Raw genomic sequence first — 22,533 nt, 5'->3', positions numbered from 1 at the left:
AAAACAAGCGTTCATTATTAGGGTCTGTTGAACAGATTGTTGGATGATAATTTTTATGCTAAAAATGACGACGGATACACACAGACATGGCGTACCATCTAATCTTGTACCATTATTTTCAGGCTTAGGGGCGTTTGTACTCACGATAGGGATGGTGTTGGCATTTTTTATCAGCCAGCTGTTAGGTATCTATATCGCTGGCAAGCTAGTACTGCCTGCTGAGAAAAACGCTACCATGAGTGATATCTTCTTTTTTGGTAGTAATGAAGGTACGGTCGTGAGCCTCTCTATTGTGGTAGGTTGTGTTTTTATAACGCTGCTTAGTGTTTGCATTATTCGTTTAAAAGGAGGTCATACTCGTCAGTATTTAAGGCTTAAACCCTTCTCTCGTTTGGTCGGTATAAAGATGGTGGGGCTGCTATTGCTCTTTATGATTGGCAGTCAGGTATTGACATATTTTCTTGATGAGACACCGCTGTCGTTTGTCGATCCGCTATATCAGTCTGTCAGTTCAGTTTGGTTATTGGTCTTTGCTATGGTGATTGCTGCACCGTTATACGAAGAGTTGGTGTTTCGCGGTATTTTATGGACTGCTATCGCCGAGCGGTTTCCTGTTACACCATATTCAGAGCATCGAGGGGCGATCGTTGCCAGTATCGTGACCAGTCTGATATTTGCGGTCATCCATGTGCAGTATGGTATTTATGAAATCAGTACGATCGCCGTGCTGGCATTGATATTTTGCTATGCACGTGTCAAATCAGGCTCGCTATTGCTGCCAATAATATTACATATAGTGAATAATGCGGCGGCAATGTTGCAGTATCTTGCGCAAGTCACGTGAATAAATAATGGCTATTTGTGACTTTTCGAACCGTTACAACCATTGCTAGGCAACCCCGCCACATGATTAGAGGGTTAATCATACCTCTGGATTCAACGCTAATACCTCATCTGCGGCTCTTTTAATATCATCAATCGTTAGTTGCGGTTTGCCGCTCAATGCTTGACGCCATTTACGTGCGCCCATTAGTCCTTGGAATAACCCTAAGTAATGTCTGGTCATTGTTGGTAGTGCTTCGCCTTTGGCGATTTGCTCTTCGAGATAGGGATACAGTTGCGCTAAAATAGCTGAGCGCTTGGGTGCTGGCTCGCCCCATAAGCTATTGGCTTCTGCTAGTAGGTAAGGGTTGTGATAAAACGCACGACCAATCATCACGCCGTCCACATACTGTAAGTGCTCTTCAATATCAGCGATTGTGTCAATCCCGCCATTGATTTCGATGTCGAGCGTTGGAAAATCTTGTTTGAGGCGATAAACATCGTCGTAACGCAGTGGTGGTATCTCGCGGTTTTGCTTAGGACTTAGGCCTTGTAGCCACGCAGTACGTGCGTGCACGATAAAACGTGTACAACCAGTTTCTGCGACTGTCTGTACAAAATCTACCATAAACTCATAACTGTCAAAGTCATCAATACCGATACGGTGTTTGACTGTCACTGGAATATCAACAGCTGCTTGCATGTGTTTGACCAGTTCAGCGACAGTATTCGGTTCGGCCATTAGGCAGGCACCTATTTTATTGTGCTGCACACGATCGGAGGGACAGCCAACATTGATGTTGACCTCATCATAACCATGCTGCTGAGCAAACTCAGCGCATTGGGTCATGTCGCTATTGTCTGCACCACCTAATTGTAGTACCAACGGATGCTCAAGCGTATCAAAACGTAGATGCCGTGCACGATTGCCATATATTAATGCACCAGTACTGATCATCTCAGTATACAAATAAACGTGTGGGTTAAACAGTCGTGCAAAATAACGATAATCCGTCGTTGTCCAGTCGATCATAGGAGCAACAGACAGTCTTTTATTGGTCATATCAACCATGATGGTTAAGCCTTAATGTTTTTAATCTTTGAGTGTTGGAGTTTAACGCAGAGGGCTTTATGGCAAATAAATATTATCACTAAGCATGTTTGACAAAATTTAGCCATGTTTAAAATGAGGATAAACTTTAGATTACCTGATCGATTTTTTTGGCTTCAGGTAAATTATAAAAATAAATACCCATTATGATACCGATAAAACCGATAAACGCAATATAGAGTGCGGGTGAGAAAGCCACATAAAGCGTGGCATAACCAAGCCCAAAAGGTACCATTACTCCGACAATACCGTACGCTATATTATAACAAAGAGCCATTCCTGTGAGTCTAACATTGGTTGGAAACAAATGGACAAGAATGGTGGGTATCATACCAACAATACCTGCAAAAAACCCTAAAAGTGCATACATAATGAGGATGTAGTCACCGCTTGCTTGTAGGTGGTAAAACAATGCTAACATTTGAACGATTAACAGAATAGAACCAATGGTCAAGACTTTGCCGAAGTTTTGATGGTTAGATATTATTCCATAAAATATACAACCAAAAATCATGAATATGATACCCAAGCTGTGCGAAAATCCAAATATATCACTATCTAATGTAAATTGTAATTCAATCAATTCAGGTAATAACAGCACGACCACGGTTGTTATGCTAGAGATGATAAACGTGAGAACCGTACCGATAAATAATGCATGTTTGCAATGTTTGAAGAGCAGTTTGAACGGTTTGGCAATATAATTGCTGGGTTTTGATTGTTTCATTTCAAGAAAAAACGGCGACTCATCTATCCATCGCCATGCTAACAATGGTACTAAGCTCAAGACGGCAGCGATAAAAAAGGGTAAGCGCCAGCCGTAATCCACCAGTTGTTCGGTCGTTATGGAGTTGGTCAGCCAAAGAAAAAAAGCATTAGAAAATAATACGCCCACATAAAAACTGGCAGTGACATAGCTACAGACCACCGATGAATATTGCCGCGGTACGTGCTCTGATACAAAGATTAAAGCCAGCGGCACATAAACCCCAAATGCCATACCTTGTATAATTCGTAATATAATAAATAAAATAGGTGCAATTAAGCCCCATTGTGCATAAGTTGGTAGGCTAGCCATTCCTAATAAGCTGAGAGCAGTTACTAATATACTGATTAAGAGTACGGGTTTGCGACCTTTAATATCACCATAACGACCAAAGAGAATGCCGCCAAGCGGGCGTGCTAAATAGCCAATCGTAAACAGTCCCAATCCTTGTATCTTTGTAATAGTAGAGTCGATGTTAGCAGGGAAAAAAGCGGTTGCTACGATATCTGCAATATACAAATAAATCAAAAAATCAAAAAATGCCACAGCACTGCTAAAGCAGATAAACATTACTGTCTGTCTGTCTTGCGAAGATATCAGTGCATATTGGGAACGGGAAGGCATAATAGATCACGCATATATGAAGGTATTCGTTAAGCTGGCTGCTATGTCAGTAACTAGCTGGAATAAAAAACGGCAAATCATTACAAATGAATAGTGATTTGCCGAAAAAATAAAGATTTATGAGTTGAAGAATGCTTACGTCATAATATTGAGTTAATAATAATTCAATTTGAAAAGTTACTTAGTAACGCTATGTTACCCAAACCTGAATGACGGTATTTGAGATACAAGCCTTAATATGATTGGAGGCAGGGTATCGAGTGAAAATACTGTAAGTAGAAGTGTTGGAGGGGCTTAGTTATAGTAGCCAGTCAATCGGTAACCATGACATAATCGTCAGCCATACATGGTCACTGACATCGACGCGTGGCTCTGAATCGTAAACTACTTTTTTATTATTTTCCATGGTTTGCCACTGTAGCTTGCCATTGTCTAATAACTTAACTTCATATGCTTGACTTAATAGATCATCACTAAGCGCCGCATGTAACTGTTTTGCTAGCTCATCATCATTGATAATCACGCCCATTTCGGTATTGATATTAGCAGAACGAGGGTCGACATTGTATGAGCCAATGAATACTTGATGGTCATCAACAGCAAATGTTTTTGCATGTAAACTGGTTGAGGATTGACTACGGGCCTTCCATAGTTTGTTTTCACGTTTTTCTGCAGCAGCAGTGGATTTTAGCTCGTATATTTTTACGCCTGCACGTAGCAGGTTAGGTCGCCATTGGCTATAGCCAGAATGAACAGCAGTTACATCTGTGGCATCAAAAGAGTTGGTTAATATTTTGATATCGATACCAGACTCAGCCAGTTTTACCAGTGTATTGACACCATCTTTGGTAGGTACAAAGTAAGAAGAAATAATTGTTAATTGCTTGGTTGGTCTACCTAACAGGGTACGTAGTTGATGCACCAAATTGGTATCGGTTGGAACGGATTTTGTTAACTTTCCAACATCATCACTCAAAAACTGCATGTCTGTCCAACGGAAAGGCACGCGCTTATTGATTAAGTCATTATCTATGGTTGATTCTTCTATAGCTGTTTTATAAATCATTAAATCATTATTGTCATTGTCATTGTCATTGTCATTGTTATCTTGACCAAGTTTATCCAATGCTGCGACAAAATCTGACGTTTCATTATGGTTGGTAGTGACCAAAGTTTCGATATCAAATGACAAAGGTGATGACCAGTAACTTGCAAAACTATTATCAATATCTGCAACCACTTTACCAATCAGCAAAACATCCAAATCTGCAAATTGGCTATTTTGATCATTGCTTAGATACTCATTGCCAATATTACGTCCGCCAATAATCGTAATCTGCTTGTCAAACGTCATGCTTTTATTGTGCATACGGCGGTTGATGCGTGGTAAGCCTGTTACATAATTTAAAGTTTGAAATTTACGATGCATAAGTGGGTTGATAATACGTACCGCGATGTTAGGGTGACTAGAAAACCGTAATAAATGTTGATCGAAAATAGCATCATTATTAAAATCATCTAACAATAAACGCACAATCACACCGCGTTCAGCGGCTTTCCACAGATCTCTCAATAGTAATTGACCAGCTTGGTCATTGTGCCAAATATAATACTGTGCATCGATACTGCGTGTGGCCATATCTGTCAAGATGCTGCGAGAGGCAAATGCATTAGCACCAGTCACGATAGGATGGTAGCCTGATAGTTCTGGGTGAATATCATTTTGTGCACTAACGGCTTCGCCCAAATTGATATTATTGGTTATAGACGTTTTGTTTTCTTCAAGAGGTTGGCTATTTTCTTGTTGGTATAGGGCATTTATGCGAGCTGATAATGCTAGGCTTTCAGGTAAATGTGGTTGTTTTGGCAAACTCTGGCACCCAACAAGACCTAATGTAAGTCCTAGTGTAAGACTCAATGATCGGTTACTTGGATCTATATTGAACATCGACATAAATGAATTACCTTAGTGAGCCTTACTAAATACTTTATACTTCGAAAAAACAAGCCTGCTGTCATTGTGTGTTTTTGATACAGGATAGCACTGATTTTGAGAGGAATGATAATATTGTCAAAAGCAAAATGCTGCTAAGCATATCAGCTGTCGGCATCCGTGCCTATTATAAATACATTGTTTTCATTTGTGTGTGTCTACATTTGTAAATTAGTAATAAAAATAAGATAAATTGCTGTCAGTCGAGAAAAAATTTGGCGCTGTTAGGTTTATATATAGATGGTGAGTGATTGAGTTGAGGGCAGGGGCTAGTTTCAGCAATGTATTTAACAGTGATTTATCTGCTATTTAGTTATCGTTTATCCTCAAACTTACCTCGGGATATAGCACATTGCTATTCAAAAATAACATTTGATAATCATCTGAAACCAGCTGTTTGGAATAAGTTGACATGGTATGATGGCACCTACTAGGACGTGCCCTAGAGCAATAATTAAAAAACAAACAGTCACTTTATGACAATCAAGTTTATCACTACTACAGTAACGGAATCTTTATGAGTCAGTCGCAAATACATGATGAAAAAAATTTGAATGAACCAAAAAAAGCGAATCAATTAGATCCAAACTGGCGCAATGATGCTTTAGATTTGGATCTGGATCTGGATTATGGCATGCAGACCGTCGCCGTACGGGCAGGTCAGCATCGTACTGATGAGGGCGAGCATTCAGAAGCTATTTTTACCACCAGCTCTTATGTTTATACGTCAGCGGCCGATGCCGCCGCACATTTTAATGGAGAAAAGACGGGGAATGTCTACTCTCGCCATACCAATCCTAGTGTGCGTACTTTTGAGCGTCGTTTGGCTGCGCTTGAGAATGGTGAGCGTGCCGTTGCCACTGCTTCAGGTATGGGTGCTATTTTGACTATGTGCTTGGCGTATCTAAAAGCAGGCGATCATTTGCTGGCGGCCAATCAGTTATTTGGCTCATCTATTGGTTTATTTAACAACTACATGGCCAAATTTGGCGTTGAGGTCAGTTATGTTGATTGCTTCGACAATGAGGCATGGGCCAATGCTGTGCAGCCAAATACTAAAGTGATTTATTGTGAAAGTCCGAGTAATCCATTAGCGCAGATTTGTGATCTTGGTTACTTGAGCCAGCTGTGCAAAGCCAACGATATATTGCTTGTCGTTGATAATTGTTTTGCCACGCCTGCCTTACAACGCCCATTAGACTTAGGTGCAGATGTGGTCATTCACTCTGCAACCAAATATTTAGACGGCCAAGGTCGAGTATTGGGTGGTGCGCTAGTCGGTAACGATAAGCTGATGCAAGAGGCGTTTACGGTGGTTCGTTCAGGCGGTATTAGCATGAGCCCATTTAATGCTTGGGTATTTACTAAGGGTTTGGAGACGTTGAAATTGCGTATGCAGGCGCATTGCAACAATGCCAATCAAGTCGCAGAATTCTTGGCCAATCATCCTAATGTCAGCACGGTGCATTTCTCTGGTTTGAGCGATCATCCTGCTCATGAGCTTGCGACCCGTCAGCATCATATGAAGGATGGTTATGGCGCTATCATGGGCTTTGAAGTGAAATCATCAGGCGGACTTGATTCAAAATCTGCTGCGTGGCACGTGATTGACTCAACACAAATGGTGTCTATCACCAATAATTTGGGCGATGCCAAAACCACTATTACTCACCCTGCAACGACCACACACTTTCGCCTAACGCCAGAAGCGCGAGCGGAAGCAGGTGTTGAAGATGGTTTGATTCGTCTGTCAGTCGGTTTAGAAGATGTGGAAGACATCATCAAAGATTTGGCGCGTGGTTTAGACAGCTTGTAAAGATAACGGTATAATCATCGCCAACGAATGTATTTTACGTTATTAGGGCATGTCCTCAATTCGATCGATAGTTATCTAAATGGGTTAAAAATAGCTAAATCTTGCCAAACGGCGTCAAATAGCTGACTAATATCTTGATATTATCTGCGCTATTTTCCTTGTTTGACGGCAATTTATCTCATTTTTATCACCATTTTTAAAATGAGGACACGCCCTAATCATTCTTCACGACTATAAATTATTTACGACTATAAAAGACAAAGAGGCAACTATGAATATTCAAGCACTAATGCAACAAGCACAAACGATGCAAAAGAAAGTGGAAGCAAACGTTGAAAGTGCTAAAAAAGAGCTAGGCAACAAAGAAGTTCATGCAGAAGCGGGTAGTGGTCTGGTAAAAGTGACCATGACAGGTCGTCATGTGGTTAAGCGTTTGACTATCGATCCAAGCTTATTAGAAGATGAGCCAGATATGATTGAAGACTTGATTGCTGCTGCTATCAATGATGCCGTGCGTCAAGCAGATGACTTGTATGAAGAGACGATGGCTGGCGCGACATCAGGTATGGGTCTACCACCAGGTATGCAAGGTATGTTCTAAGCAGTAAATACTTCATACTGAAGAAAAAATGGGGTTGTTATCGACACGATACGACCCCATTTTTATAGCTACGATTTATAAATTAAGCTAAATAAAGGAAGCAACTTTGCTGACAGCCAAATTTGATCAGCTGGTCAAACAGCTGCGGGTGTTGCCAGGTGTGGGACAAAAAAGCGCTCAGCGTATGGCGCTACACCTGCTCACCAAAAAACGCCCACAAGGCATGGCACTTGCCCAAGCACTTGATGAAGCCATGCGTGATATCGTTGAATGTCAGCGTTGTCACAGCTTTAGTGATGAAGCAGTGTGTCCACTGTGCCAAGACCCTAGGCGTGATGACAGTCTGTTATGCGTGGTCGAGACGGCAGCAGACGTCATGGCCATTGAGCAGACGGCAGGTTACCGTGGTCGCTATTTTGTTTTAGGTGGTCATTTATCACCGATTGATGGTATTAGCGCTGACGATCTAAACATTGATCAGCTAGTCTGGCGTGTCAAGCAAGAACCAATCGAAGAGTTGATACTGGCAACGGGTACGACGGTAGAAGGCCAGACCACTGCACACTTTATTAGCGAAGCGGTGAGTCGGCATGTCAATAAAGTGACTCGTTTGGCACAAGGTGTGCCGATGGGCGGTGAGCTTGAGTATCTCGATAGCATGACGCTTGGTCAAGCCATGCAGAATCGCTCTTTTTTATAGATTTCTTATGATATTTCTATAGCCGTTGAGTTTTGTCTATCGTATTTTATGGTACTGTTGTAATTATTTTCTGATTTCATTTTATTAAAACGCAGTTTAGTATTTTATTTTCTCTTATTTATGCAGGTATCTGCCCGTGTCAAACAACGTCTCGAACGCTTCAGTCCATCCAAACCTTTCTGATAATATTGATGGTTTATTAAACGAACCCGTAAATATCCGTAGCGAGCCTGCAACAATACCACCACAACCAAATATCGATGCCTTATTAGATATTGCTGATGAGGTCGCCATTACATGGGTGCGTAAACAAAGCGGTTTGGATGAAGTGATTGAGGCTCTAGCCACTTGTGGACGTGTGGCATTGGATACCGAATTTATTAAACGCGATACGTATTATCCACGCTTAGCATTGGTGCAGTTGAACGTTGGTGATCATATTTATTTGTTGGATGCACCGCAGCTACAGTTGGCAGAGTTTTGGGAAGCACTACGTAAAGTAGATGTTGCTATTTGGCATGCGTGCGGTGAAGACTTGGGTATTTTTTATCTGCTGTCTGGCTGCCCGCCATTGACCAATATTTTTGATACGCAAATTGCGCTGTCTTATTTGACCGGTCAATTGCAGATGGGTTATCAGCAAGCGCTGGATGATCAGTTAGATATGCATATTGATAAAGAACAAAGCCAGTCTGATTGGTTACAACGTCCGCTATCAGATGAGCAAGAGCAGTATGCGATTGATGATGTGCGCTTCTTGCCTGCGTTGTATTTGAACCTTGAATACGAGCTAAAAAAGCAAGGTATTTTTGATTATGTATGGGCGGATTGTCAGCTGTATGCCCATGATTTGTATAATACGCAGCATGTTGAAGATGATGAGATGTATTTGACGATGGCCGATTATCGTTATAACTCACAAGAAATGGCGATACTGCAGGGCATCGCTACTTGGCGCGAAGAGCTGGCACGTGCGACCAATCAGCCGCGTACTTTTATCATAAAAAAACAAGCAGTGCGTGAGATTGTCACAGAAAAGCCGAACAGTATGCGAGCGTTGGCATACAAAACAACGATGCATCGTAGTATGTTGCGATTGTATGGTGAAGAGCTGCTAAAAGTCATTCGAGAGGCAAAGAGTCTGCCGCCTGCCCAACATCCAGACTGTCTATTACCACCATACCGCTCAAAAAACAAAGTTCTGTCAAAAGCGGTGCAACAAGCGATAGATGAGCAGTCAGCGGCAATTGGTGTGCCTGCGAATGTATTGATGCGTAAGAAATGGCTTGCGCAGCTATATGAAGTCATCGCCTATGATAAAGACTTGTCAGAGTTGCCTTTAGGCTTACAGGGTTGGCGCAACGATTGGGTCGTGCAAACCTTGATTCCAGTGATTACAAAACACAAAAATGAGCTACAGCAGGGTATGGGAGTTCATGGTTAAAAATTGGCAAGGCTTTAAGTCTGAGTGTTGTAAGTCTGAGTGTTGTAAGTCTGAGTGTTGTAAGTCTGAGTGTTGTAAGTCTGAGTGCTGCTAGCTATGATGTTTTTGTCAGGATTAGGGTTTATGAACTTCGTGCTTAAACTGTCCATTTTGTAAAAAATGTATGGTCTGTTCAGCGACTGCTTTGTTAACTAACATGCCCGTATGAGTGACAGGCAATACAATATGATCGGTGGCGCTGATAAGTTTAGTCTCTGAGATATAGACCGTGCCATCATGGGCGAGCTTTTCTGAGAGTATCTCTACGTTCGCTTTGCGCAATTTTCGATTGTGATAGGCTAGGATAGGTTGGCCCAAACCTTGCGCTTTATTGCCAGCTATGACACCAAGTTCGATACCTTTTGGTAAAGGCGCAACCGTGCCATCCAAGGCTTGCTCGTATGATTTACCGACAATCGCAGGAGCGAGTCGCCAAATATAATCGCCACTAATGCTGCCATTATGCGGCGTGCCTAGAGTCACACAGCGTCCAATCTGCCATTTTGGATATTGAGCGACAAAATCACGAATAATCAGACCACCCAAACTATGACCGACCAAATCTATCGGTTGGTCAGGGTGATGGTTTTCCTCCAGCCACGCATTAAGACGTGCGCTATTGGTTTTGATACCATCTCGCATACTACGGTAGCCATACTGATGAGTTACACACCCTGCCGCTTGTAAGCGCTTAGCCAAAGGTCGCATAATCAACGCAGTTTGGTGCAGACCGTGAATCAGAATGACGCGGCTTTTTTGTGGCATGTTTGCTCCAACATAGTGAAAGTAACTTTGTAATATGAATCGTAATATGGATCAATACTATCATTATTTACCAATGTTGCTTAATAATGCATCAATAAAATAAAACCTCCAAATCAGCTACTGACTTGGAGGTTTTTTATAAAAACTATCTATACTTTATCAAAAGCGGCAATTACATATAGTTTTCGATACTTGGGCAAGAGCACATTAGATTCTTATCACCATACACATCATCGATACGAGCCACGCTTGGCCAGAATTTATTGGCGCGGATATATGGCAATGGGAATGCAGCAGTCTCACGGCTGTATGGATAGCTCCATTCACCGCTAGTAACCATCGCAGCAGTATGCGGTGCATTGACTAATGGGTTGTCTTCTAGTGTCCAACCATCTTCTCCGGCTTTGGCTTTTAGAGCCTCAGCTTTGATAGATTGTAGCGCACTGATAAAGCGATCCAGCTCTTCTTTTGACTCAGACTCTGTCGGCTCAATCATCAATGTCCCAGCTACAGGGAAGCTCATCGTTGGTGAGTGGAAGCCATAATCCATCAAGCGTTTAGCGATATCGCTTTCTGTGATGCCAGTCTCTGCTTTTAATGGGCGAATATCGATGATGCATTCGTGAGCGACGCGGCCGTTTTTGCCAGTATATAGGACAGGGTAGTGATCTTTTAGCTCGGCTGCGACATAGTTGGCATTGAGTAGCGCCATTTCAGTCGCTTTTAGCAAGCCATCGCGTCCCATCATGGCAATGTACATCCATGAGATAGGCAAGATACTCGCTGAACCATAAGGTGCTGCTGAGACGGCTGAGCAGTCTTTTTGTGCATTATGGACAGGGCTTAGGGCATGGTTTGCCATAAATGGTGCTAAATGCGCCTTCATGCCGATAGGACCCATACCTGGACCACCGCCGCCATGAGGGATACAGAAAGTCTTGTGCAAGTTCATGTGTAATACATCAGCACCAACGTCTGCAGGCTGCATCATGCCAACTTGCGCATTCATGTTAGCGCCATCCATATAAACCTGACCACCATGATTATGAATCAAGTCGCAAATATGGCGGATACCTTCTTCGAACACACCATGAGTCGATGGATACGTAATCATCAAAGCACCTAGGCGTGCGCTATGTTCTTCACATTTGGCCGTTAGGTCATCGATATCTACGTTACCATTGTCGTCAGTTTTGACCACGACCACTTGCATGCCCATCATCATAGCGGTAGCTGGATTGGTACCGTGTGCTGACTGAGGAATGAGGCAAACATCGCGACCAGTCTCACCCAAAGACTCATGATAACGACGAATAGCAAGCAGGCCTGCATATTCACCTGATGCACCAGAGTTTGGTTGCATAGAGACATCATCAAAACCAGTAATGGCTTTGAGTTGGTCTTGTAAGCTATCAATCATGGCGATATAGCCAGTGACTTGATCTCGTGGTGCAAAAGGATGCACATTGGCAAACTCAGGCCAAGTAATCGGTAGCATTTCACTGGTGGCATTCAGTTTCATGGTACAGCTACCCAAAGAAATCATACTGCGGTTCATCGCCAAATCTTTGTCTTCAAGCGATTTTAAGTAGCGCAGCATTTCGTGCTCGGTATGATGTGAGTTAAATACCGGATGCGTTAAGATAGCATCAGTACGTAAGTGTGCACTATCAAGCGATACGCTAGCAGCTTTAGGTAAGTCATGCGCTTTGCTAACAAATAGCTGTGTCAAGACGTTAAAGTCTGTTTGGTCGCTGGTTTCACTAAAGGCAACGGCAAGCTTGCTATCGCCAAGACGCCATAAGTTATAACCAACATTGTCCGCATTTTCAAAAATTTGGGTTGCAAGCTTTTCTGAACCGCAATCAATAACAACAGTATCAAAGAACTGATCGTGCACGACTTTTAGGTTGCTGTCATTCGTGTTTGTGATGATATTGGCAAAGGCAGTGGCAAAGGCATGAATACGTGTGGCAATACGTTTAACGCCAGTTGGGCCATGATAAACGGCATACATACCCGCTAAGTTGGCGAGCAATACTTGTGACGTACAGATGTTTGAGTTGGCTTTTTCGCGGCGGATATGCTGCTCACGAGTTTGCAGAGCCATACGAAGTGCTGTATTGCCTTGCGAATCTTTTGATACACCGATGATACGGCCAGGCGCTGAGCGTTTGGCTTTATCAGAGAAAGCAAAATAAGCGGCATGTGGACCACCAAAGCCCATTGGAATACCAAAGCGTTGCGTGCTACCAAGTGCCACATCTGCACCCATATCAGCTGGCGACTTGAGTAATACCAAACTCATGATATCGCTGACGACACTGACGTACGTTTTGTTTTGTTTGACAGCTGCGATGACATCCGTCAAATCTTTGACATCACCTTCGGCCCCAACGTATTGAAATAATGCCCCGAAATAATCGCCTGATGTGGCGGTTTCAAAATCGCCAACGACCACTTCCCAACCAAAGTACTTGGCACGGGTATTGATGACATCTAGAGTCTGTGGGTAGACACGCTCATCCACAAAAAACTGTATGGATTTGCTCTTACTCACACGCTTTGACATCGCCATCGCTTCAGCCGCTGCAGTCGCTTCATCAAGCAATGACGCACCAGCCATCTCAAGACCAGTTAGGTCAATACACACTTGTTGAAAGTTAAGCAGTGCTTCTAGACGACCTTGGGCGATTTCTGCTTGATAAGGGGTATAAGCGGTGTACCAACCTGGATTTTCAAGGACGTTACGCTGAATGACAGCAGGCATACGCACAGGAGAATACCCTTGACCGATATAGCTCTTTTTAACAGTGATATCATCTGCCATCGTACGCAATTTAGCTAAGGCGGCATGCTCACTCATCGCCACTGGTAGGTCTAACGCTTTGTGCAAACGTACTGGCTCAGGCACGGTATCATTGATAAAGCTTGCCATATCCTGATAACCAACAGCACTCAGCAAATCAGCTTGCTTGGTCTCATTCGATCCTAAATGGCGGTAGACAAATTCCGCTTCATTGAATAGTCCTTGAAAAGTATCAAACGTTGGGTTTTGAGAAATAGTCATGATAGTCCTTGGTTAAGGGAGTAATAAAGGAGTTAACTAAAAATAACGGTCTGTGGCATTAAACAATCAGCTAGTAGACTACGTATTTATGTATTACACATAGTGTACAAACTGATTTTGATCGAAACGGAACTGGGTGTTGTAAACGCCATCATCAGCACGCTCACCAGCACCAATCATCATAACGATGTGTTGATCGTCACCTAGATTTAATAGTTGTTTCATGGCTGGCTCATCGAAGCCGCCTATCGCACAGCTGTCAAACCCATGTGCTCGTAGTGCAAGCATTAGATTTTCAGCCGCTAGTGCAGTGTTGTTGGTTGCCCAGTTTTTGGTGTCTTCAAACGTGTAGTAGGGAGACTTGATAGGACCTTTTAAACGTCTTATTGCTTGAGTTGCCCCCCATTTTGCTACTGATACCACGTTGGCTGGACCTCGTAAAAAAGTCAGTGTGACGATTTTGGTATAGTAGCCTTTGACTTTTTTTGGTACGGGTTTGTCAGGGTATTCACGTAGGATTTTCTGAGCATGACTTTTCCAAGTGTCGGTACGAGCAACCACCGCAATTAATCGTGCTGATGTCTTTGCTGCATTTTGATTCATGCAGTTCTTTACCGCACGTTTGCGATTATCAGCATCATCGATGACATAGAATTCCCACGGCTGTAAGTTGCTAGAGTTCGGTGCTAGTATGGCCAAGCGCAGACAGTCTACTAGCACATCATCAGGGATAGGGGTGTCTGTAAAACGGCGAATTGAACGGCGTGATTCAACTACATCACGAAACGCTTGTAGCTGCGGCGTATGACTAGGCGTAGCTACACTGTTTTGACTGTCGGTACTGAGGTTCGTACTGAGGTTCATATTAGGATCCGTGCTGGGGATTGAGAGATCAACTTGAGTCATGATTGATGGGATTTCTTCAATATGTCTGATAAGTGATTAATACGAATACATTTGTTAGCAGTTGGAATTTATAAATCTAGCAATGATTATTAAGGTGGTGCGTGCAGATACCAACGAATGCCAGTATCTGCGATAATATGTGTCTCTTATGATAATGCGCTTGAATACTAATGTTAGATTATAAGCGTGTTTTTATAGCTCGTTTTCGTACTCATCAGCAGTCATTAATGCTTCGTAGTCAGCGATATTGTCAGGTTTTACTCTAAAGAACCAACCTTCACCATATGGGTCAGAGTTGATGATTTCAGGATCATCTTCTAGCGTTTCATTAATCGCAACGACTTCACCTGAAATAGGAGCATAAACGTCAGAGGCTGCTTTTACTGATTCAACCACTGAGATTTCATCATCAACAGCGATGATGTCACCGACGTCTGGTAATTCAACAAACACCACATCACCCAATAGGTCTTGTGCGTGGTCAGTAATACCGATAGTGATCGTACCATCGTCTTCTAGGCGTAGCCATTCGTGGCTAGCGATATACTTTAGTTCTGCTGGAATGTTGCTCATGTTTTCTCTCCTAATTGATAGAGGTTAATTAACAAAAATAGTGGAAGCTAAATCCAATCGAGGCTAATAATAGAATTTATAAAGCCTATGAGTCAAACTGCTGCTTACCGTTACGGACAAATGGTAACTTAAGAACACGTACATCAACGAATTTACCTTTGCCACGGAGATCAACTTGAACGTTATCTTCTTCTGATACGCTGGCAGGAACACGGGCAATCGCAATGGAGTTTTTGAGGCTAGGGGAGAATGTGCCACTGGTAATGATGCCAGTTTGCTCGTTGGCTGTGCCTTGATTGATGGTGACTGTCATGCCTTCACGTAATACACCGCGACTCGTTAGCAGCAGGCCCACTTGTTTCATGGCGGTATTGTCGTCTTTTGACTGCTTGCGTTTGCTGATCATGGCAGTACGGCCAACGAAGTCACGATCGTCTTTTAACGCTAGCGTCCAACCCATGTTGCACTCGTAGGGGCTGATCGTTTCGTCCATGTCATGACCGTATAGGTTCATACCTGCTTCCATACGCAAGGTATCACGTGCACCAAGGCCTGCAGGTTTAATGCCATTGGCTTTTAATTGCTCAAAGAACGCTGGCGCATCATCACCATGCATAATCACTTCGACACCATCTTCACCTGTATAGCCAGTACGCGCAACGAACCAATCGGTGCCTTCGATATCGGTTAAGTCCGCACCGACGAAAGGCTTGAGCCCTGCTAGAGTATCTGCCCATTTAGGTTTGGCTTGTGCCAGTTTGTCAACAGCATTAGGGCCTTGAACGGCAATCATCGCAAGCTCTGGGCGCTCAGTGATGGTAATATCAAACCCTTCAGCGACTTTATTAAACTGTGCCATGTCTTTATCACGTGTGGCTGCATTTGAGACGATACGGTATTCGGTAGCTTCTGCATTCATCAGGTACACGATAAGGTCATCGATGACAGAACCTTGCTCATTGAGCATGCCAGAATAAAGCGCTTTACCAACGATTTTTAACTTATCGACATCATTAGCCAGTAGTTTTTGTAGCCAAGCTTTGGCATCGCTGCCTTTGATATCAGCCACGACCATATGTGAGACATCAAACATGCCTGCATCTGTACGAACGGCTTCATGCTCTTCAATTTGTGAACCATAATGAATGGGCAATTCCCAACCAGAAAAATCCACCAGTTTGCCGTCGCTATCGACATGCGACTGATAAAGGGGGGTGCGTTGAGGGGTAGACGTGTGCGGAGAGTGGCTATCTTGAGTATTGGTCATAACAAATCCTTATGTGTGCATCAGTCCATACTGGATAACAGTATAAAAGTTAATGCGCATTATCATAGTAGTGAGAAGCAACATTGCAAGATGCAAATATTACATCAAAGGGTGGCACAGAGAATAAATAGAAAGCTGTAAACCAAACGGACGCTGAACGTCGGTTTAAGTAATAGCCCTATCTGTCCTGTGACCTGAGATTTTCAACACGAGCCAGCATTTATGAGTTTTAATACAAACCGATAACTGATGATAGCGTGTTTTCTCCCCTTCGGTGGGTAAAACGTCGTCCGTTTTTACCGCTCTCCAGATTTGTTATGCCTTATGTTTGTGTGTCATGCACGCTTGATGGCATACAACTAAACAAATAATGACATTTGTTTTTCAGTCCTTTTACCTGAGCGATTGGCAGGGTGGATGCGCCTTCGGTGGTTGTGCAGCAATTATATACGTCGTATGACCAATGCGGCTTGATACGAGATTGTGCTGACAAACTCTCTCCTGAAAAACGCCTTTATTATGAAAGGTTAATGGTGTTTTTACAAGTCATTAGCCGCATTAAAATCGATAATTTTAGCAAAAACGGCTTTTTATAAGCATAATCGCTATTTATCTATGAAAGTTATGAATACTTGTATAGATAAATAGAGTGGTTTTATGATTATTGAATCATTTTAATTATTTCGTAAATTTTTAGCATGGTTTACCATACCAAAACGCAAAGCGACTACTGATATTTACCCGAAATATGCTAATCTATGGCGATAGTTTCCGATAGGTTGTTTTTATGCATTGCGATATTTATAAATTTCCAAAACATGACGATATGTACATTTATATTGCACGTCCCGATTATCCTGATGATACCGACGAAATTAAAGACTGGCTTGGGGTATTGCCCAAAGATTTCCGTGCAGGATTAGGTCGTAGCCAGTTTGTCATGCATCTGGATTTGGCTACTAGGCCATCGCTGGCTCGTGTCGACAAAGAGGAAGTATTGGCAAAATTGCAGTCACAAGGCTATTTTGTGCAGTTGCCACCTCAAGATGTCATGCGCCGCCAAGCAGAGCTACGGGCACGTGAAGCACAAGACAGTATTTACGACTAAAGCCTTAACCCTGTAAGGTTTGTAGTCTAATGGTTTTAAATATTTTTTTTAGAAAGCAATCAATAAAACGTCTGATAAACATTTGGCCACATGCATTTTGGTAGAAAGTCGTGATAAACTAGCAGCCTATCAAGTGTGCATGTTGATGATGTGTTCAGTGTTATTTATAGTAGGGTAGTATGGACTGTTTACCTGTAAACACGAGAACTTGACGCACGATTTATAAACGCAGGTAGTGAAACGCGCATGGACTGGTTAAAAAATATCGTACATCTTTTACCACTGGAAGCACTCAGTGATATTCTCGGCGAGATTGCTATTTGGTGGGGGCAGATGGTTAAAGACGTCCCAGCTGCAGATTTGCCAATGTATGCTTATCTTGGTGGTGTTATCATCGTATTGATATTGTGGTTATTGGTCGCTCGTATGCTGCCCAAACCATTGGGTGGAATGACGTGGATGGTACTATTCGCTGTTTTATTAGCGCCTAGTACGGCTCTGAACGACCCTAGTGTGTTAGCACCTGCTAGTATTCATGTGGTCTATTCCATTATGATGAAAGACTTTGCTGGCGCGATCGCTGGTATGGTACCGATATTGGTGGTGCTAGTGGCGGGATTGTTTGTTGGTTTTATTTGGCAGCTTATCCGTGGTGCTTTTGAATCGAGCTTAGAAAAAGCCCGTAGAAAAAGTGCAGAAGATACGCAAGCGACGATGCAGCTGACGACAGGTAGTTATTTACCAGAGAATGCCAATTTGACAAAATCGTCTGATATTGATCAGCAATCTCCTAAAACGCCTTTGGCCTCTGATACTGAAACAGATTTTGGTTTCAAAAAAGACAGCAGCTTAACTAAAAAACCTAAAATAGAAAAGTCAGACAAGTTATAAAATGGTTGTTAATAATAAGCCTATTAAAAACATTTAAAGCGTTAACGTAATAAAATATCCCATAAAAAAAGACACCTTGCGTGTCTTTTTTTATGGGAGCGTGTTTTTGTATCGGGTTGTTTAGCAATTGCGAACGCATGAGTATTTTGGCAATACGTGTGGCTGTGCTAATCTAAATGATTGTTTATTTTCCACTAATTGCCTTTAATGACTTGATGGCTTCTGACAGCCTGAATGAATAACAATAACTGAGATTCGATTATGAGCATGACTGATAAAACTCACAAAAGCTTTACTGGAACCAGCAATTATATTGCGACTGATGATTTACAGCTAGCGGTCAATGCAGCGATGACCTTGCAAAAACCTCTGCTTATTAAAGGTGAGCCAGGTACAGGTAAGACGCTACTAGCCGAAGAAGTAGCAGAGAGTTTGGGTATGCCGCTCATCACTTGGCATGTCAAATCGACGACTAAGGCCGAGCAAGGGCTATATGAATATGATGCGGTATCGCGCCTGCGTGATTCACAATTGGGTGATGACAAGGTTTATGACATTGCCAACTATATCAAGCCTGGCAAACTATGGGATGCCTTTACCAGTACAGAGCGTACGGTGTTATTGATTGATGAGATCGATAAAGCCGATATTGAGTTCCCAAATGACTTGCTGCATGAGCTAGATAAGATGTCTTTTTATGTGTATGAGACGGGTGAGACCATTACGGCTGAGCAGCGCCCAGTGGTCATTATCACGTCGAACAATGAAAAAGAGTTGCCGGATGCGTTTTTGCGTCGTTGCTTTTTTCATTATATTGACTTTCCTGAAGAGCAAACCATGCGTCAAATCATCGAGGTACATTTCCCTGATATTCAAGAAAAACTGGTCAATGATGCGCTCGATATCTTTTATAAGCTGCGTAATATTCAAGGACTTAAAAAGCGTCCATCAACGTCTGAATTGGTCGATTGGTTAACGCTATTATTGGCTGATGACATGGCACAAAACGAGTTGGAAGAAAACTTGCGCGGTGAAAAGTCAATTCCTCCGTTGTATGGTGCGTTACTGAAAAACGAAGCCGATGTGAGCCTATTGCAGCGCTTTGCCAATATGATGCGTCGTTAAACGTGAGTATGGGCGTTGTAGCTATGATAAAAATTAGCCATGATAAACATGAGTGCCAATGCCAAAATCATAACCATATCAGCCAATAAGTGATGCGACTCTTATGTTCATAAAACTATTCTACACTTTGCGTACTTACGGCGTGCCAGTCAGTACACGCGAGCTGCTCGACCTCAATGCGGCGTTAGATAAAGGACTGATGATGCAGCCGCATCCTGAAGACTCATCGCTGACTACCTTTGCCAGTCGCGAAGACATGTATCGGCTCATTCGGCTGTGCATGGTCAAAGACGAGCGCCATTTTGATAAATTCGATCGCGCCATGGCAGATTATTTTGAGGGTGTCGATAGTTTAGATATGGACGAGCTATTGGCTAAGCTGACGGACGTGCCGAAAGAGTGGCTCGACTTAAAGCTTGACCCAAAAAACCTGACCGAAGAGCAGCGGCGACTGCTAAAAAAATATGGCTCGCTCGAAGAGCTGATGAAAGCACTGGAGGAGCGGCTTAAAGAACAAAAAGAGCGCCATCAAGGCGGTAGTAAATGGGTCGGTACTGGCGGCACTTCACCGTTTGGTGCTTATGGCGATCATCCAGAAGGCGTTCGGGTCGGTGGTGAGTCACGTAAGCGCAGCGCGGCCAAAGTCTGGGAGCAGCGTAAATATCGTAATCTAGATGATGACAATCAATTAGGAACCCGTCAGCTACAGATGGCACTGCGTAATCTGCGTCAGTTTGCCCGTACTGGTAGTGCTGATGAGCTTGATATTCATGAGACCATCAGACGCACGGCAAAAAAAGGCGTGCTCGATATTCACATGCAGGCTGAGCGCCGTAATCGTGTCAAAGTGCTGATGCTGTTTGATGTGGGCGGCAGTATGGATATCCATGTTGAGGCGCTTGAGAAATTGTTTTCTGCAGCAAAAAATGAATTCAAAACTTTAGAGTTTTTCTATTTCCATAACTGTCTGTATGACTATGTGTGGAAAGACAACAATCGCCGTCATAGCGCGCCGATGTCAACGTATGAGCTGCTAAATAAATATGGGCGGGAGTATCGCGTGATATTCGTCGGTGATGCATCCATGTCGCCATATGAGCTCATGACAGTGGGTGGCAGTGTGGAATATATGAATGATGAGGCAGGTATTGTATGGCTGACACGGGTATTGGCTCATTTTGATAAAGTGGCTTGGCTGAATCCAGAAAATCCTGCTTACTGGCAATATACGCAGACCATCGTTGAGATAAAAAAATTAATGGACAATAAAATGTACCCTATGACATTGCATGGCGTGGAAGAAATGACGGGTTATTTGGCTCGTTAAGACCAGAGCTGAAAGACGCTATAAGGTTAGGGCGTGTTGAACATTCAAATGTGGTGCTGGCAGTGACTATTTTTTAGACAATATGCAGTGAAATTTTTGATACCTAGTCATTCTAGGTTAAACAATTTCGCCATGTATTGGCAAAAAAGAGTACTGCCCTCCACTCGAGCATAGCTCTCGCCTTGCAAACGGGCAAAGCAGTGCTTTGCTGGAGCCGTTCTCAAGGCTGAGGCTAAAATCACCCCAAACGTTGTTGCAATCCTAGCCAAGGTCTCGACATTATCGTCGACTTGCGCCTAGTTTGGTGCAATTTTAGCGATCAGCAGTCCTAATATTTGAATGCTCAACACGCCCTAATTATGGGTAGGTTAAATAATCAAGAAGCCGTGTGGGTCGCATTATCAGATCTATTTTTAGACACTGAGATATCTTATGAGTTTATCGCTAGGCGAGTGGCACACGTTGATATTATAGCGTTAGAGTATATGCTCTATTTTGAAGTTGCCCCTATTTGTATTGGTAATCTTCTTATGCCAATACCTACTGTTTGGTCGGGATTTAATGAAGACTGTTTTATCAATGATATAAATCATCACTTGCAGCAGTTTAATGCCAGTCGATTCTATCGTTTCAAAATAAAGCTTCAAGCACAATTTTATAAAAGATTTTTGAATCACGAATGGCTAAAACTTGCTGCAGAAATACGATTGGCGCATGAAAAGCATTTGGCATCATAAGTCAGTATCGAAATAAGCTAAAAGCATTTATTCAATACCAGTCTCTACCACGCCAATCATAACGCCCATCTCTTTTTTATCATGTTTATCAATACTGGGTGCGTATAATGCCGACGCAATACCACCATCTAAAAACAGCGCATTTGGGCAGCTTAAATCGTCTTTAAACAGTTCAGCAAACTCATAAAAGCTGACAGGCTCATCGCTATTCACAAACTGTATACTGCCATCACTACAAACGCCTGCACCATTACGAATCTTGAGTGAGGTGCTGTCAGGTTTGAATTGTGGATGTATCTCGTTATTGATAACCAGCATTGGGCCAGATTGGGTGGCATACCATGGCTGTGCTTCACCATTTTTAAGCAGCTCATCTAAGGCGTTGCTTTCCGTGATTTGTACCTTCCCAGACTTATCCCACCACATGACCCCATTGGGCAGTAAATGAAAATTACCGCCACCTTCATTGAGGTTCAACGCGCGAACTTCTTTGCCTTCAATAGTGGTATAGCCAATCGGCGCATAGTCTTTATTATACATACCTGCATTGGTGGCAAAGCTCAGTGTTTGATTGTCTGGTAAAGTCGATAATAAGTTATCGAAAGTCAGCAGTGGCTCATCACTCTCAGACTGCTGCCAAAACAGCTTTAATGCGTAACGTCCATCGCTCAATGCTTCCGCTGTAATGCGACAAGCACTGTAAGAAAACGGCGCATCTTGAGACTGGCATGACCAGTTTTCTGTGTCACTATTACTGACGGCAGTGCTTGTAGGCTTACAAGCACTGATACTAAGTGAGAGCAGGACGGCTGTACATAAAGGTACGGTATGAACAAAACTTGGCATTG

General features: G+C 42.8%; 19 protein-coding genes, 1 pseudogene and 2 riboswitches. Of the genes and pseudogenes, 10 read left to right on the top strand and 10 right to left on the bottom strand.

The annotated features are described in order from the left end of the window. Positions 1 to 55 precede the first annotated feature (55 nt). Positions 56 to 844: a CPBP family intramembrane glutamic endopeptidase gene (locus tag ACT3RN_RS06445; RefSeq protein WP_225739143.1), complete on the top strand. Its 789-nt coding sequence runs from the start codon at positions 56 to 58 to the stop codon at positions 842 to 844. A gap of 78 nt (positions 845 to 922) precedes the next feature. On the opposite strand, the gene dusA is transcribed toward ACT3RN_RS06445, so the two are convergent. From dusA to ACT3RN_RS06430, 3 genes are all read right to left on the bottom strand, one after another. After that, on the bottom strand, positions 923 to 1,894 hold the full coding sequence (gene dusA, locus ACT3RN_RS06440) for a tRNA dihydrouridine(20/20a) synthase DusA (RefSeq protein WP_192519076.1): 972 nt from the start codon (positions 1,892 to 1,894) through the stop codon (positions 923 to 925). 127 nt (positions 1,895 to 2,021) lie between these two features. Next, positions 2,022 to 3,323, bottom strand: a complete 1,302-nt coding sequence (locus ACT3RN_RS06435; protein ID WP_444518522.1) for an MFS transporter — start codon at positions 3,321 to 3,323, stop codon at positions 2,022 to 2,024. 298 nt (positions 3,324 to 3,621) lie between these two features. Beyond that, positions 3,622 to 5,277, bottom strand: coding sequence for a phospholipase D family protein (locus tag ACT3RN_RS06430; protein ID WP_192992230.1), 1,656 nt, complete (start codon positions 5,275 to 5,277; stop codon positions 3,622 to 3,624). A gap of 556 nt (positions 5,278 to 5,833) precedes the next feature. Between ACT3RN_RS06430 and ACT3RN_RS06425 the strand changes: the two genes are divergently transcribed. The 4 genes from ACT3RN_RS06425 (at position 5,834) to ACT3RN_RS06410 (ending at position 9,877) form a co-directional block, all read left to right on the top strand. Continuing rightward, on the top strand, positions 5,834 to 7,132 hold the full coding sequence (locus ACT3RN_RS06425) for an O-succinylhomoserine sulfhydrylase (RefSeq protein ID WP_192519079.1): 1,299 nt from the start codon (positions 5,834 to 5,836) through the stop codon (positions 7,130 to 7,132). A 271-nt stretch (positions 7,133 to 7,403) separates the two neighbouring features. After that, complete coding sequence (locus tag ACT3RN_RS06420; protein ID WP_192519080.1) at positions 7,404 to 7,733, top strand: YbaB/EbfC family nucleoid-associated protein; 330 nt, start codon at positions 7,404 to 7,406, stop codon at positions 7,731 to 7,733. Positions 7,734 to 7,839: 106 nt separating this feature from the next. Continuing rightward, positions 7,840 to 8,433: a recombination mediator RecR gene (gene recR / locus ACT3RN_RS06415; RefSeq protein WP_192519081.1), complete on the top strand. Its 594-nt coding sequence runs from the start codon at positions 7,840 to 7,842 to the stop codon at positions 8,431 to 8,433. Positions 8,434 to 8,569: 136 nt separating this feature from the next. Next, the gene (locus tag ACT3RN_RS06410; protein ID WP_192519082.1) at positions 8,570 to 9,877 is read left to right on the top strand and encodes a ribonuclease D; all 1,308 of its coding nucleotides are present in this window, start codon (positions 8,570 to 8,572) and stop codon (positions 9,875 to 9,877) included. Here ACT3RN_RS06410 and ACT3RN_RS06405 read toward each other — a convergent pair. The 6 genes and pseudogenes from ACT3RN_RS06405 to gcvT form a co-directional block, all read right to left on the bottom strand. After that, positions 9,848 to 9,955, bottom strand: a pseudogene (locus ACT3RN_RS06405) (hypothetical protein); the annotation flags it as partial. The gene ACT3RN_RS06410 and the pseudogene ACT3RN_RS06405 overlap by 30 nt on opposite strands. Positions 9,956 to 9,991: 36 nt before the next feature. Further along, complete coding sequence (locus ACT3RN_RS06400) at positions 9,992 to 10,681, bottom strand: alpha/beta fold hydrolase (RefSeq protein WP_192519083.1); 690 nt, start codon at positions 10,679 to 10,681, stop codon at positions 9,992 to 9,994. A gap of 172 nt (positions 10,682 to 10,853) precedes the next feature. Next, positions 10,854 to 13,751 (bottom strand): aminomethyl-transferring glycine dehydrogenase, encoded by a 2,898-nt coding sequence (gcvP, locus tag ACT3RN_RS06395; RefSeq protein ID WP_192519084.1) that lies wholly within the window; start codon positions 13,749 to 13,751, stop codon positions 10,854 to 10,856. A 93-nt stretch (positions 13,752 to 13,844) separates the two neighbouring features. Continuing rightward, a complete protein-coding gene (locus ACT3RN_RS06390) occupies positions 13,845 to 14,615 on the bottom strand; it encodes a nitroreductase family protein (RefSeq protein ID WP_225739144.1) in 771 nt (256 codons plus the stop codon). Between the two features lie 234 nt (positions 14,616 to 14,849). Then, positions 14,850 to 15,230, bottom strand: a complete 381-nt coding sequence (gcvH, locus tag ACT3RN_RS06385) for a glycine cleavage system protein GcvH (protein WP_192519086.1) — start codon at positions 15,228 to 15,230, stop codon at positions 14,850 to 14,852. 85 nt (positions 15,231 to 15,315) lie between these two features. Beyond that, a complete protein-coding gene (gcvT, locus tag ACT3RN_RS06380) occupies positions 15,316 to 16,497 on the bottom strand; it encodes a glycine cleavage system aminomethyltransferase GcvT (protein ID WP_442440052.1) in 1,182 nt (393 codons plus the stop codon). Between the two features lie 172 nt (positions 16,498 to 16,669). Further along, a riboswitch (glycine riboswitch) is annotated at positions 16,670 to 16,817 on the bottom strand. 55 nt (positions 16,818 to 16,872) lie between these two features. Then, positions 16,873 to 17,011, bottom strand: a riboswitch (glycine riboswitch). Between the two features lie 273 nt (positions 17,012 to 17,284). Here gcvT and ACT3RN_RS06375 point away from each other — a divergent pair. The 5 genes from ACT3RN_RS06375 (at position 17,285) to ACT3RN_RS06355 (ending at position 21,685) form a co-directional block, all read left to right on the top strand. After that, on the top strand, positions 17,285 to 17,605 hold the full coding sequence (locus ACT3RN_RS06375) for a YcgL domain-containing protein (protein WP_192519088.1): 321 nt from the start codon (positions 17,285 to 17,287) through the stop codon (positions 17,603 to 17,605). Between the two features lie 246 nt (positions 17,606 to 17,851). Further along, positions 17,852 to 18,496, top strand: coding sequence for a hypothetical protein (locus tag ACT3RN_RS06370; protein WP_192519089.1), 645 nt, complete (start codon positions 17,852 to 17,854; stop codon positions 18,494 to 18,496). A 267-nt stretch (positions 18,497 to 18,763) separates the two neighbouring features. Next, the gene (locus tag ACT3RN_RS06365) at positions 18,764 to 19,621 is read left to right on the top strand and encodes an AAA family ATPase (protein WP_192519095.1); all 858 of its coding nucleotides are present in this window, start codon (positions 18,764 to 18,766) and stop codon (positions 19,619 to 19,621) included. Positions 19,622 to 19,724: 103 nt separating this feature from the next. Beyond that, entirely contained in the window at positions 19,725 to 20,948 is a 1,224-nt protein-coding gene (locus tag ACT3RN_RS06360) for a vWA domain-containing protein (protein WP_192992372.1), read from the top strand. A 359-nt stretch (positions 20,949 to 21,307) separates the two neighbouring features. Then, the gene (locus tag ACT3RN_RS06355; RefSeq protein ID WP_192519091.1) at positions 21,308 to 21,685 is read left to right on the top strand and encodes a DUF7079 family protein; all 378 of its coding nucleotides are present in this window, start codon (positions 21,308 to 21,310) and stop codon (positions 21,683 to 21,685) included. 27 nt (positions 21,686 to 21,712) lie between these two features. Here ACT3RN_RS06355 and ACT3RN_RS06350 read toward each other — a convergent pair. Further along, positions 21,713 to 22,533, bottom strand: an 821-nt coding sequence (locus ACT3RN_RS06350) for a phosphodiester glycosidase family protein (RefSeq protein WP_192519092.1), incomplete at its 5' end; no start/stop codon positions are given.

The sequence above is a fragment of the Psychrobacter sp. AOP5-GZ1-6 genome (assembly GCF_052376345.1).
Classification (GTDB): domain Bacteria; phylum Pseudomonadota; class Gammaproteobacteria; order Pseudomonadales; family Moraxellaceae; genus Psychrobacter.
The sequence above is the reverse complement of the archived record's forward strand: the minus strand, read 5'-3'. Positions and strand labels throughout refer to the sequence as shown.